12 protein-coding genes and 1 tRNA gene are annotated in these 12,559 nt (G+C 71.8%); 5 read left to right on the forward strand and 8 right to left on the reverse strand.

The features are described 5' to 3' along the window. Nucleotides 1–35: 35 nt before the first annotated feature. A tRNA-Leu gene (locus ACFWVP_RS10260) sits at nt 36–123 on the forward strand. A gap of 215 nt (nt 124–338) precedes the next feature. Here ACFWVP_RS10260 and ACFWVP_RS10265 read toward each other — a convergent pair. Both ACFWVP_RS10265 and ACFWVP_RS10270 read right to left on the reverse strand, forming a co-directional pair. After that, a complete protein-coding gene (locus ACFWVP_RS10265) occupies nt 339–1,349 on the reverse strand; it encodes a family 43 glycosylhydrolase (RefSeq protein ID WP_384495283.1) in 1,011 nt (336 codons plus the stop codon). 77 nt (nt 1,350–1,426) lie between these two features. Beyond that, the gene (locus ACFWVP_RS10270; RefSeq protein ID WP_384495285.1) at nt 1,427–2,488 is read right to left on the reverse strand and encodes a rhamnogalacturonan acetylesterase; all 1,062 of its coding nucleotides are present in this window, start codon (nt 2,486–2,488) and stop codon (nt 1,427–1,429) included. A 282-nt stretch (nt 2,489–2,770) separates the two neighbouring features. On the opposite strand from ACFWVP_RS10270, the gene ACFWVP_RS10275 reads away from it, so the two are divergent. Then, nucleotides 2,771–3,709 carry a pseudouridine synthase gene (locus ACFWVP_RS10275; protein WP_384495287.1) on the forward strand — a complete coding sequence of 313 codons (939 nt, stop codon included), beginning with the start codon at nt 2,771–2,773 and terminating at the stop codon, nt 3,707–3,709. 32 nt (nt 3,710–3,741) lie between these two features. Here ACFWVP_RS10275 and ACFWVP_RS10280 read toward each other — a convergent pair whose 3' ends face one another. The 3 genes from ACFWVP_RS10280 to ACFWVP_RS10290 form a co-directional block, all read right to left on the reverse strand. Continuing rightward, nucleotides 3,742–4,371, reverse strand: a complete 630-nt coding sequence (locus tag ACFWVP_RS10280; protein WP_384495288.1) for an MBL fold metallo-hydrolase — start codon at nt 4,369–4,371, stop codon at nt 3,742–3,744. Beyond that, a complete protein-coding gene (locus tag ACFWVP_RS10285) occupies nt 4,371–5,456 on the reverse strand; it encodes an S-(hydroxymethyl)mycothiol dehydrogenase (protein ID WP_384495289.1) in 1,086 nt (361 codons plus the stop codon). The genes ACFWVP_RS10280 and ACFWVP_RS10285 overlap by 1 nt, the downstream gene beginning before the upstream one ends. A gap of 79 nt (nt 5,457–5,535) precedes the next feature. After that, a complete protein-coding gene (locus tag ACFWVP_RS10290) occupies nt 5,536–6,237 on the reverse strand; it encodes a FadR/GntR family transcriptional regulator (RefSeq protein ID WP_384495291.1) in 702 nt (233 codons plus the stop codon). Nucleotides 6,238–6,367: 130 nt separating this feature from the next. Between ACFWVP_RS10290 and ACFWVP_RS10295 the strand changes: the two genes are divergently transcribed. Continuing rightward, complete coding sequence (locus ACFWVP_RS10295) at nt 6,368–6,877, forward strand: gluconokinase (RefSeq protein WP_384495293.1); 510 nt, start codon at nt 6,368–6,370, stop codon at nt 6,875–6,877. A 9-nt stretch (nt 6,878–6,886) separates the two neighbouring features. Then, on the forward strand, nt 6,887–8,284 hold the full coding sequence (locus tag ACFWVP_RS10300) for a GntP family permease (RefSeq protein WP_384495294.1): 1,398 nt from the start codon (nt 6,887–6,889) through the stop codon (nt 8,282–8,284). On the opposite strand, the gene ACFWVP_RS10305 is transcribed toward ACFWVP_RS10300, so the two are convergent. Together ACFWVP_RS10305 and ACFWVP_RS10310 are read right to left on the reverse strand one after the other, a co-directional pair. Continuing rightward, the gene (locus ACFWVP_RS10305) at nt 8,285–8,953 is read right to left on the reverse strand and encodes a cytochrome b/b6 domain-containing protein (RefSeq protein WP_384495296.1); all 669 of its coding nucleotides are present in this window, start codon (nt 8,951–8,953) and stop codon (nt 8,285–8,287) included. After that, nucleotides 8,895–9,560: a molybdopterin-dependent oxidoreductase gene (locus tag ACFWVP_RS10310; protein ID WP_384495503.1), complete on the reverse strand. Its 666-nt coding sequence runs from the start codon at nt 9,558–9,560 to the stop codon at nt 8,895–8,897. The genes ACFWVP_RS10305 and ACFWVP_RS10310 overlap by 59 nt, the downstream gene beginning before the upstream one ends. 713 nt (nt 9,561–10,273) lie before the next feature. Between ACFWVP_RS10310 and ACFWVP_RS10315 the strand changes: the two genes are divergently transcribed. After that, nucleotides 10,274–10,699: an ASCH domain-containing protein gene (locus ACFWVP_RS10315; protein WP_384495297.1), complete on the forward strand. Its 426-nt coding sequence runs from the start codon at nt 10,274–10,276 to the stop codon at nt 10,697–10,699. Between the two features lie 551 nt (nt 10,700–11,250). Here ACFWVP_RS10315 and ACFWVP_RS10320 read toward each other — a convergent pair. Then, entirely contained in the window at nt 11,251–12,483 is a 1,233-nt protein-coding gene (locus ACFWVP_RS10320) for a PQQ-binding-like beta-propeller repeat protein (RefSeq protein ID WP_384495298.1), read from the reverse strand. Between the last annotated feature and the right edge of the window lie 76 nt (nt 12,484–12,559).

Genomic DNA, 12,559 nt, shown 5'->3' on the forward strand with positions numbered 1-12,559 from the left:
GTCGGAACGGGCACGGCCCGGACGACAGACACCCGGTCCGGGTGGCGGAATGGCAGACGCGCTAGCTTGAGGTGCTAGTGCCCTTTATCGGGCGTGGGGGTTCAAGTCCCCCCTCGGACACCAGCACAAACCCCAGGTCATCTGGGGTTTTTTGCTTTTTGGCCCCCTTGACGCGGATGAGGGTCACGGTGTGCGCGGAGCACGCCGGGGACGTGGGGGTGAGGTCGGCCCGTCTCCCGCGCTCCGGGCCGGTTCCGGCGGATCCCCCATCGGTTCCGGGCCGTTGCGGGCCGTTCCCGGCGGGTTCCGGTCGTTCCGGCCGGGGCGCGGGTTCGCTGTCAGACGGTGTCGGCGACCGGGATGCCGAAGTCCGGTGTGCCGTCGGTCCTCCAGGCCAGCCGCTGGATGCGGGTGTGCCGGTTGGGATCGTGCAGCGGGTCGCCGGTGATCTCCCGGTACGGGCGGGCGTGGTAGACGAGCACGTCGGTGCGGCCGTCCTCGGCGACGGTGAAGGAGTTGTGGCCTGGGCCGTACTGCCCCGTCTCCTCGCTGCTGGTGAAGACGGGCTCCGGGGACTTCGCCCAGGAGGCCGGGTCCATCAGGTCGCCGCGGGCGTCGGCCGTGAGCAGGCCCATGCGGTAGTTGGCGTCGGTCGCGCTCGCGGAGTACGTCATGAAGACGCGGCCGTTCCGCTTGATCACCGCCGGCCCCTCGTTGACCGCGAAGCCGACGCGTTCCCATTCGTACTCGGGCGTGCTGAGGCGGATCTGGGGCCCTGTCAGTGTCCAGGGGCCGGCCATCCTCGAGAGGAAGAGCCCGGTGTTGCCGCCCGCTCCGGGCTCGTGCTGGGCCCAGGCGAGATATCGGTCGCCGCGGTGCGTGAAGGTGTGGGCGTCGAGGGAGAAGGTGTCCCAGGCGGTGGTGAGGCGCCCCTTCTCGGTCCAGGTGCCCCGGAAGGGATTGGCGCTCGCGTTCTCCAGCACCCAGATCCGGATCTTCCAGATGTCGTCCGCGGGGGCCGCCGCGAAGTAGATGTACCAGGTGGTGCCGATGCGGTGCAGCTCCGGAGCCCAGATGTGGGCGGCCATGTCCCCGGTGGTGTGCCGGGTCCAGACGACCGATTCCTCGGCGGTACCCAGGCCGCTCAGCGTGCGGGACGAACGCAGGACGATCCGGTCGTACCCGGGGACGCTGGCGGTGAAGTAGTAACGGCCGTCGGTGTGCCGGGTGATGTGCGGGTCCGCGCGCCGCTCGACGAGCGGATTGCGGTACGCGGTGTGCGGCGCCGCCGCGTGGGCGACGCCGGGTACGGCGGTGAGGGCTCCCGCGACCAGGGCACCCCTCGGCATGCTCCTGCGGCTGGGCTCTCCGGCTCGGCTCACGGGGATCGCCCTTCGTGGGGGACGGGCGCTCAAGGGGGCGGGGGTCATCGGAGCGCGTGGGGCGGGACGAGCTTCCGGTCGCGCAGCTCGCCGCGGACGAGCGCGGCGTACTCGGTGGCGCCGCGCGCGGAGGTGTGGGTGTTGTCGCGCTTCTCGTCGTAGAGGTAGAGGGCCTTGGACGCCTCGGGGCCGAGCTCCTCGACACGCGCCTTGGTCAGGGCGGTGAGGTCGACGAGCGGGGTGCCCTGCTCGGCGGCGAGGGTACGCACCTCGGCGGGCAGGTCCACGCCCAGGCCGTTGACGAGGAGGGCGGTGCCGTTGTCGAGGGTGCCGTCGGTGTTGAACCAGCGGCGGACGATCGGGGTGACGAGCACGGGCCTTCCGCCCTCGGCCCGTACGTCCTCGATCATCGCGGTGAGGTTGGCGCGGTAGGTGGCGCGGTCGGTCTGTTTGTCGTTGTGGGCGAGCTGGACGAGGACGAGGTCACCGCGGTGGATACGGGCCCGGAGCGCGGGGAAGAGCGCCGGATTGTCCCGGAAGGACTGGGAGCCCTCCCCGGAGTCGGCGTAGTTGGCGACGGTGATCCGGTCGGTGAGGTACTGCGGGAGCTGCTGCCCCCAGCCCGAGTAGGGGTCGCCGGGCTGGTCGCAGACGGTGGAGTCGCCGGCGAGGAGGATCTGGGGCGTGCGGACGCGTTCGACCCGGAGCGCCGCGAGCCGCGGTGCCGTACCGCCGAAGGCGAGGTCGAGTCCGGGGCTGCCGGTGGGCCCGGTGGGCTCGCCCTCCGGTTCGCGGACGTCCACGGTGAAGCTACGGCGGACGGTCTTCCCGGCGGCGTTCGGGGTCTCGGCGAGCACGGTTCTGCGCGTCTCGGCGGTGACGGAGGTCGAGCCGTCCCCGGCGCCTCCACCGAGGAGGACCCGGACGCGGTAGGTGCCGGGAGCGACGTCGAAGTGGCAGAGGACGGGGGCGGTGCCGGTGCAGTGGTCCAGGGCGTCCGGCCCGGCGGCGGGGCGGTCCTGGGCTCCGGCGGGGGTGGCCGCGAGGCCGGTCAGGGCGGCGACGGCGGTGCAGGCGGCCAGCAGTGCGGATCCGGCTCGGCGCATGGCGGGGCTCCTCCGGTTCGAAAGGAACGGATTCCCGGGGTGGACGGAATCCGGGGTGGACGGAATCCGGTTGAATGGATTCAGCGGGCAGGACCCTACGCGCATCGGCAAGCGCTTTCTACACTGCGCGCGGTTTCGTCCGCTTCCCTTGACGATCGCTCCGGACCGGCCCTACCGTCGGGGCGGCCACCGGGCCCTCCGTCCTCGCGGTGCGATGATGGGCAGCCCTCCGGGCCACCGGGCATCCAGGCCCCCGCCCCACCCATGGCAAGGACCGACGCGATGAGAGGACGGGCGAAACCCCCCGCCGCGCCGTTGCCGCAGCACGCGGGAGTCGATCCGGTGCGGGTGCGGCTGCCGGAGGACCCCGACGGGGTCTGGGGGTGCGTCCGGGACCATCTGCTGGACCGGTTCGCGGGGGCGGTCGGCGCGGAACGGGTGGACGCCATGCTGGCCGGGGGTCGGTTCGTCGGGGCCGACGGCGCCGCGGTGGGGGGCGACGAGCCGTACACCGCGGGGCGGTACCTCTGGTTCCACCGCGACTTCGCACCGGAGGAACCCGTGCCGTTCCCGGTCGGCGTGGTGTACCGCGACGCGCACCTCGTCATCGCCGACAAGCCGCACTTCCTGGCAACCACCCCGCGTGGCCGGCACATCACCGAGACGGTGGTGGCCCGGCTGCGCAGGGAGCAGGATCTCCCGGACCTGCAGCCCGCGCACCGGCTCGACCGGCTGACGGCGGGTCTGGTGCTCCTCGTCGTACGGCCCGGGGAGCGGGGTGCCTACCAGACGCTGTTCCGGGACCGGCTGGTGCGCAAGGAGTACGAGGCGGTGGCCCCGTACGACCCCGGCGTGGTGCTCCCCCGCACCGTGCACAGCCGGATCGTCAAGGAGCGCGGGGTCATCGCCGCGCGCGAGGAGCCCGGCGAGGCGAACAGCGAGAGCCGGATCGAACTGCTGGAGCACCGGGGCGGGCTCGGCCGCTACCGGCTGCTGCCCGCCACCGGGCGCACCCATCAGTTGCGGGTCCATATGAACGCGCTGGGGCTGCCGCTCGTCCACGACCCGGTCTATCCGGTCGTGGAGCCGGAGACCGGCCGGGAGGACTACGCGCGGCCGTTGCAACTGCTGGCCAGGGTGCTGGAGTTCACCGATCCGGTCACGGGTGTGCCGCACCGCTTCGAGAGCGGGCTGCGGCTGTCCGCGTGGCCGGACCGGTGAACGCGTGGCCGGACCGGTGAAGCCGGCCTCGGTCAGTGGCCGCGGGTGATCCATTCGTTGAGGTGGGGGGCTTCGGCGCCGATGGTGGTGGGGTCGCCGTGTCCGGTGCGGACGGCGGTTTCCGCCGGGAGGGTCAGGAGCCGGTCCCTGATGGAGTCGATGATGGTGGGGAAGTGGGAGAAGGACCGGCCGGTGGCGCCGGGGCCGCCCTGGAAGAGGGTGTCGCCGGTGAAGACGGTGGCCAGTTCCGGGGCGTGGAGGCAGACCGCGCCGGGGGCGTGACCCGGAGTGTGCAGGACTTCCAGGCGGGTTCCGGCGATCTCCAGGACCTGGCCGTCCGCCAGTTCGGCGTCGGGGGTGCGGCCGGGGTGGGTCTGCTTCCACAGGGGGAGGTCGTCGGGGTGCAGGAGGATCGGTGCGCCGGTCGCGTCGGCGAGGGCGGGGGCGGCGTCGATGTGGTCGTTGTGTGCGTGGGTGCAGATGATGGCGCGCAGGGTACGGCCACCCAGTGCGCTCCGGATCGCGTCGGCGTCATGGGCGGCGTCGATGACGACGGCGTCGGTGTCGTCGCCGATGATCCACACGTTGTTGGTGACGTCCCACGCGCCGCCGTCCAGGGCGAAGGTGCCGGAGGTGACGAGGTGGTCGATGCGGGCGCTCATCAGAACACCACCACCGAGCGCAGGACGTCACCGTCGTGCATCCGGGCGAAGGCCTGCTCGATGTCACCCAGGGCGATGGTCTCGGTGACGAACGCTCCGAGGTCGAGTCGGCCCTGCTGGTGCAGGTCGATCAGCATCGGGAAGTCACGCGAGGGGAGACAGTCCCCGTACCAGGACGACTTGAGGGAACCACCACGCCCGAACACGTCCAGCAGAGGCAGTTCCAACCGCATTTCCGGGGTGGGGACCCCGACCAGGACGACGGTGCCGGCCAGGTCACGGGCGTAGAAGGCCTGCTTGTACGTCTCCGGGCGGCCGACCGCCTCGATCACGACATCCGCGCCGTTCCCGCCGGTCAGCGCCCGGATCGCCTCGACGGGGTCGTCGGAAGCCGAGTTCACCGTGTGCGTGGCGCCCATCGTCTTCGCCGTCCGGAGCTTGCGGTCGTCGATGTCCACCGCGATGATTTTCGCCGCACCGGCGAGGCGGGCCCCGGCGATCGCCGCGTCGCCGACACCGCCGCAGCCGATGACGGCCACGGAGTCACCCCGGCCGACCTGGCCGGTGTTGATCGCCGCCCCGATACCCGCCATGACCCCGCAGCCCAGCAGGCCGGCCACGGCCGGGGAGACCGCGGGATCGACCTTGGTGCACTGGCCGGCTGCCACGAGGGTCTTCTCGGCGAACGCCCCGATCCCCAGCGCCGGCGACAGCTCGGTACCGTCCAGCAGCGTCATCCTCTGCTTCGCGTTGTGGGTGTCGAAGCAGTACCAGGGACGCCCGCGCAGACACGCACGGCACTGACCGCACACCGCACGCCAGTTCAGGACCACGAAGTCCCCGGGCACCACATCCGTGACCCCCGCCCCCACCGACTCCACGACACCCGCCGCCTCATGACCCAGCAGGAACGGGAACTCGTCGTTGATACCACCCTGCTTGTAGTGCAGATCGGTATGACAGACCCCGCACGCCTGGACCTTCACCACGGCCTCACCCGGACCCGGATCCGGCACGACGATCGTCTCCACCCGCACCGGCTCGTTCTTCCCCGGTGCGATGACACCCTGTACCCGCTGCGCCATGTCGTGGTCTCCCATCCGGACTGTCCCGTGTTCTGCCGAAGATCGTTCATTGGTCACCGTACCGGGGCGGGAGTCCGGGTCAGGGCGCGAGGACGTCCAGTTCGTGCAGTGCGCCGACCGCGATCTCCTTGGTCAGCCGCTCGGCGCCCGCTGTGTCGCCCTCGCGCACCGCTTCGGCGAGCCGGACGTGCAGCGTGACGGCGGCCGGGTCCGGGTCCTCGAACATCACCTGGTGGTGGGTGCGGCCCGCGAGGACCTCGGCGACGACGTCGCCGAGCCGCGCGAACATCTCGTTGCCGGAGGCGATGAGCACGATCCGGTGGAAGGCGATGTCGTGCCGCAGATAGCCCTCCAGCTGCTGGCCGCGCGAGGTGGCGACCATGCCGAGGGCGCATTCGGTGAGGGCGGCGCACTGCTCGGCGGTGGCGTGGCGGGCGGCGAGTCCGGCGGCGACGGGTTCGACGGCGGACCGCAGCACGGTGAGCGACCGCAGCTGCCGGGGGCGGTCCGCTCCGGCCAGCCTCCAGCGGATGACCTGGGGGTCGAAGACGTTCCACTCCTCGGTGGGCCGCACGGTCACCCCGACCCGGCGCCGGGACTCGACCAGGTGCATGGATTCCAGTACGCGGACGACCTCGCGTACGACGGTACGGGACACGTCGAAGCGCTGGGCGAGCTCATCGGTGCGCAGGACGCGGCCCGGCGGGCAGTCGCCCGCGGCGATCTCCAGACCCAGGGCGTCCAGCACATGTGTATGCAGCCCCTGGCTCTGTGTGGTCACGCCACAAGCCTACGGTGCGACCTGCGGGAACAAAAAGTACGACGTTTATGTCACAGCCTCTTGAATAAGTCGTATGTAATGGGTTTCAGTAGCGCGACGGACCGATGTCGAAGAAGACAGCGAGGCACCAATGAGCACCCCCCACGTCGTCGTGGTCATGGGCGTAGCAGGGACCGGCAAGACCACGATCGGTCCCCTGCTCGCCGCCGCCCTCGGCGTTCCCTACGCCGAGGGCGACGACTTCCACCCGCCTGCCAACATCGCGAAGATGTCGGCGGGCACGCCGCTGGACGACGACGACCGCTGGCCCTGGCTGGACGCGATCGGCCGGTGGGCGCACGGCCGGTCCGGTCTCGGCGGAGTCGTCAGCAGCTCGGCGCTCAAGCGGGTCTACCGCGACCGGCTGCGCGCCGAGGCTCCCGGTGCCGTCTTCCTCCACCTGACCGGCGACCGGGCTCTCATCGAGCGCCGGATGGCGGGCCGCAAGGGGCATTTCATGCCGACCGCACTGCTCGACTCCCAGTTCGCGACCCTGCAGCCGCTGCAGGAGGACGAGCTGGGTGTGGCCGTGGACGTGTCCGGCTCCCCCGAAGAAATCATCGACAGGGCCGTCGCAGCGCTGCGCCGGCTCGATTCCTAAGGATTCACCGTGAGCAGTCTCAGCGTCGAGATGCTGGCAGCGGACGCCGTCGAACCGATCACCTCGGCCGGCAACGCGCAGTTGGGCATCGCCGTCCTGGCGGGCATCGCCGTCATCGTCGTACTCATCACGAAGTTCAAGGTGCACGCCTTCCTGGCGCTGACCATCGGTTCGCTGGCGCTCGGCGTCTTCGCCGGTGCCCCGCTGGACAAGACGATCACCAGTTTCTCCGCGGGTCTCGGCTCCACGGTCGCCAGCGTCGGTGTGCTGATCGCGCTCGGCGCGATCCTGGGCAAGCTGCTCGCCGACTCGGGCGGCGCCGACCAGATCGTCGACACGATCCTCGCGAGGGCGAGCGGGCGGGCGATGCCCTGGGCGATGGTGCTGATCGCCTCGATCATCGGTCTGCCGTTGTTCTTCGAGGTCGGCATCGTGCTGCTGATCCCGGTGGTGCTGCTCGTCGCGAAGCGCGGCAACTACTCGCTGATGCGGATCGGCATCCCCGCGCTCGCCGGACTCTCGGTGATGCACGGTCTGATCCCGCCGCACCCCGGCCCGCTGGTCGCCATCGACGCCCTCGACGCCAATCTGGGTGTCACGCTGGCGCTGGGTGTGCTCGTCGCGATCCCGACCGTGATCATCGCGGGTCCGGTCTTCTCCCGGTACGCCGCCCGCTGGGTGGACATCCAGGCTCCGGAGAAGATGATCCCGCAGCGCCCCTCGGAGGACTTGGAGCACCGCCCCGGTTTCGGCGCCACCCTGGCCACCGTGCTGCTGCCCGTCGTCCTGATGCTGGCCAAGGCGCTCGTCGACATCGTGGTGGACGACCCGGAGAACCACGTCCAGCGGGTCACCGATGTGATCGGCTCCCCGCTGATCGCCCTGCTCGCGGCCGTGATCGTCGGCATGTTCACGCTGGGCCGGGCCGCCGGCTTCACCAAGGCGCGGCTCTCCACGACCGTCGAGAAGTCCCTCGCCCCGATCGCGGGCGTGCTGATGATCGTCGGCGCGGGCGGCGGCTTCAAGACGACGCTGATCGACGCCGGTGTGGGCCAGATGATCCTGGAGTTCTCGGAGAACTGGTCGATACCCGCCCTGCTGCTCGGCTGGCTGATCGCCGTCGCGATCCGGCTGGCGACGGGTTCGGCGACCGTGGCCACCATCTCGGCGGCCGGTCTGGTCGCTCCCCTGGCGGCCGGCATGTCCACCCCGGAGGCCGCGCTGCTCGTCCTGGCCGTCGGTGCGGGTTCGCTCTTCTTCAGCCACGTCAACGACGCGGGGTTCTGGCTGGTGAAGGAGTACTTCGGCATGGACGTCGGCCAGACGATCAAGACGTGGTCGGTGATGGAGACCATCATCTCCGTCGTCTCGCTGGGCTTCATCCTGCTGCTGTCGCTGGTCCTGTAGCTACTCCTCCTCGGGATCCCGCCACAGCGGGTGCTCGGAGCGGGCCCAAGGGCGCTCGACCGACCCGGTGCGCATGCCACGGCGTGCCTCCGGGTCGGCGAGCGCCTTCGCCATGTGTCCGGCGAGGACGATGCCGACGGCGAGCGCCAGCCAGTCGTGCACGAACGTCGCTCCGGTGCGCCACACCAGGGGGGCGAGGTCCGTGAACCACATGAGCAGGCCCGTGCCGAGCATGACGAGCACGGCGCCCGCGATCCACGCGGCGTAGAGCTTCTGGCCCGCGTTGAACTTCCCGGCGGGCCGCGAGTCCGGTCGGTGGTCACGGCGCAGGGCGGCCTTCAGCCACTGCCGGTCGTGCGGCCCGAAGCGGTTGAGCCGGGAGAGGTCGGCGCGCAGCGCCCGGGAGACCAGCCCGGCGAGCAGCGGTACGGGAACGAGCAGCCCGGACCATTCGTGGACGGTGACCACGAGGTGGCGGCGGCCGACGAGTTCGGCGAGCTGGGGGACGTACAGGCAGGCGGCCGTGGCCACGCAGAGCAGCGTCAGCCAGGCGGTGGTGCGGTGCACCCAGCGCTCGGCACGGGTGAAGCGGCGGATCCTCACCGGGGGTTCAGACGGTGGGGACGTCGTCGCGGCCGTTGGACCGGCCGACCCAGGCGTCGACGTCATAGCCGAGCTCCTCCCAGTAGCCGGGGCGGACGGAGTCGGTGACGGTGATCCCGGAGAGCCATTTCGCCGACTTGTAGAAGTACATCGGGGCCACGTAGAGCCGGACCGGGCCGCCGTGCGAGTGGGACAGCGGCTCGTCCCGCATCCGCAGGGCGACCAGGACGTCGGCGCGGCGCGCCTGTTCCAGGGTGAGGCTCTCGCTGTAGGCGCCGTCGAAGCAGGTGAAGCGGATCGCCTTCGCGCCCGCCCGCACGCCTGCCGCGTCCAGCAGTGCGGAGAGCCTGACCCCCTCGAACGGGGTCTCGGGGACCCGCCAGCCGGTGACGCACTGGACGTCCCGCACCAGGCGGGTCTGCGGGAGCGCCTTCAGGGTGTCCAGCGTGTACGTGGCCGGGCGGTCGACCAGGCCGTCCACGGTGAGGCGGTAGTCGGCGGCGGTCTTCTTCGGTACGGAGGTGGCGACGGAGTAGTAGCGGAAGCCGCCGCCGTTGGGCAGGAGCCCGGTCAGTCCGGTGGGATCCTTGTCGGCGACGGCGCCGAGCCCGGACTCCAGTGCCCGCTGGAGTGCGGGGGCCGCCACCACTCCGGCGGCGCCGAGGCCCAGCATGGTCAGGACCAGACGGCGGCCCACGGGCGTGCCGCGGCTGCCGGCCGGGTCCTCGTGGCCGGGTGGGCCTTCGTGACCGGGTGGTTCCCGGTGAGCGGGAGGGCGACTGTTCACCCGCCCATCGAACACCCGCGGCCGTCCCGTCACCAGGGGCCGCAGGTGTACGTCACACCACCGTAAGAACTGCCGGGGGCCCGGCGTGCTCTCCGCGGCCTTCTCCAGCTGGAAGGCCTCGTCGCCCAGCCCGATCCTGGCGTGGACCTCCGGCTCGGTGGAGCGCAGCACCGCGCCGTACACGAGACCGACGACGAGTGCGGCCCCGATGGCTCCGGGCAGCAGCCAGTCGAGCGCGGAGCCGGGGCCCGAGCCGACGAGTACGTCGAAGTCCCGGACGGTGGACACGGCGATGGCCGGCAGGGCGAGGCCGGAGGCGACCAGCCGGGATGCCTGGGCGCGGCCCGCGCCGCGGCGCAGGAAGAAGGCGATGACCGCGAAGGAGGCCGCCGCCATCAGCAGGATGACGCCGAGGGCGCCGACGTTGCCCATCCAGGTGAACAGGTGCGGGACGGGCGCCGTGGGGTCGCCGGCCGGGTTGTCGTCGGTGAGGGCGAAGGCCACCGCCGGAGGGGGTTGGTCCGCACCTTTCGCGCAGCTCGTCGCGAGGGTACGGAAGCGGCTGGGTGGCTCGGAGTGACGCGTGCCACACTGCCGGGATGGACACCCCCGAACCGCTCAAGCCGTTCCTCCTCGCCTTCCCCGGGCCGCTGCGCGATCAGTTGGTGGCGGCCGTGCTCTCCGGCGAGAAGGTGTCGACGTCCGGTCTGCTCCTGGAATACGAGATCGAGAAGGAGGAGCTGCCGCCGGTGGGCGAGAGGTCCGCGCTCATCGACTCGCAGGGGCGGGAGATCGCGGTGGTCGAGGTGACGGAGGTGCGGGTACTGCCGCTGGGATCGGTGGATCTGCGGCACGCGCTCGACGAGGGCGAGGGCCACACGTCGGTGGCGGAGTGGCGTGCCGGGCACGAGGCGTTCTGGCACAGCGAGGAGATGCGCGACGCGCTGGGCGATCCGTCCTTCACGGTGGACGACGACACGATGGTGGTGGCGGAGAGGTTCCGGGTGGTGGAGCGGCTGCTCTGACGACGGCCGCCCTGACGCGGGGCGGGGCGGGCGGGCGGAAGCGGACGCCAGGGCGAGCAGGAGCCCGGGCGGGAACGGACCGGCGGGAACGCGGCGCCGACCGGCCCGCCGTCCACCCGGTGCGGACCGGCCGGAGCGACCCGGACCTGCTCCGGTGCCAAACGGCCGGAGCGGCGCCACCCGGTGGGAACCTGCCGGACAACGACGCCCGCCGCCCCGCAGCGAGCCGGCGGGAGCGATCCCGGGAACGGCCCGTGCGGACCGGCCGGAGCGACCCGGACCTGCTCCGGTGCCAAACGGCCGGAGCGGCGCCACCCGGTACGAACCTGCCGGACAACGACGGCCCGCAGCGAGCCGGCGGGAGCGACCGGTCCCGGGCACGCGGGGGTGTGTGCGGGCCGGGGGAAGCGGCCCTGGCCGGGGCCGCCCGCCGCCGAGGACGTGCGGGCGCGGGCCCGCCCGGGGTGGGCCGGCGGCATCGGCCCCTCCTGCCACGGGCCCCGGCCCGGCCCCGTGCGTCGTCGCAGCGGGGGCCGGGCAGGGCAGGGTGGTCAGACGGCTGGGAGCGCGTAGAGCCGCTTCCCGTGCATCACGGCCAGCCGGTCGCCCGCCGCGGCCACGTACCACTGCTGGATGTCGCCGGTCTCGTCGTTGTACGTCCAGCGCAGCTTCCCGGTCGCCGCGTCGAAGGCGTGCACGCCGCCGTCCTTGTCGAACTCGGTGGCTCCGTAGAGGGTGCCTTTCACCTTGACGAACTGCCATGCCTGCGTCGCCGTGTCCCGCAGGTCCTCGTTGTGCCAGACCTCCTTGCCCGTGGCGGGGTCCACGGCCCACAGGCCGCGCGCGCTGTCGGAGGCGTAGAGCACGCCGTCCAGGAGGTGCGGGTCGTTGAACCGGCTGAACGCCTCCGTCTTGAGCGACCAGCGCTCCTTGCCCCCGGCGAGTTCGAACGCCCGCAGCCGCTGTCCGTCCGCCACGATCACCAGCTCCTCGTGCACGGCGAAGTGGCGGTAGTTGGACCGGCCGATCTTCTTCGTCCAGATCTGCCGGCCCGTCGTCGTGTCGCGGACGGTCACGTTCTCCCGGTAGTCCGTGTAGACGAGGCGCTTTCCGACGACCGCGGCGTTGATGCCGTACTCCTCGGTGCCCGCGTCGCGCTGCTCGCTCCAGGTGACCTTGCCGGAGGCCGTGTCGATCGCGGCGATCACGTTGTTCGGCGTGGTGAAGTCCTTCTCCAGGATCCCGGCCAGGACGTAGACATGGCCGTCGTCCGCCGCCATGGGGCGCGGCTGCTGGTACTCGTCGCCGAGACGGCTGCGCCAGGTCTCCTTGCCGGTGGCCGGATCCAGACCCACCACGTTGCCGTCGTACTCACCGCTGGCGAGGTAGAGCGTCCCGCCGCCGACGATGAGCTTGGCGCCCGGCGTGGCGACACCGGCGCGCTTCCACTTCTCCTTGCCGGTGACGGTGTCCCGTCCGACCAGGGGGTCGCCCGAGACCAGGGCCAGGCCGCCGATCACGGCGAGCGCGTCACCGCCGGAGAGGCTGGTGTTCGCGGTGTCCGCCTGCCACAGCGGCTCGGGCGCGGTGCCGGGCGGCGGGGTGGTGAAGGTGTCGCCGCTCCTGCCCCCGCCGGGTGTGGCGCCGCCGGCCGGGGCGGCCGAGTCCTCCTCGGGCCCGCATCCCACGGCTCCGGCCCCGAGCACGGCCAGCCCCAGTCCCGTACCGGCCAGCCTGAGTATGTGCCTGCGCGACACCGCGTTCCCGTCACGTCTGCTGCCCACGTCTGTTCCCGCTTCCGTCCAACTGGTCCGACGTCCCCCGGACGCCCTGAGCGCAGTCAGGCTAACCGTCGGATTT

It is taken from the genome of Streptomyces sp. NPDC058637, assembly GCF_042717325.1.
Lineage (GTDB): Bacteria > Actinomycetota > Actinomycetes > Streptomycetales > Streptomycetaceae > Streptomyces.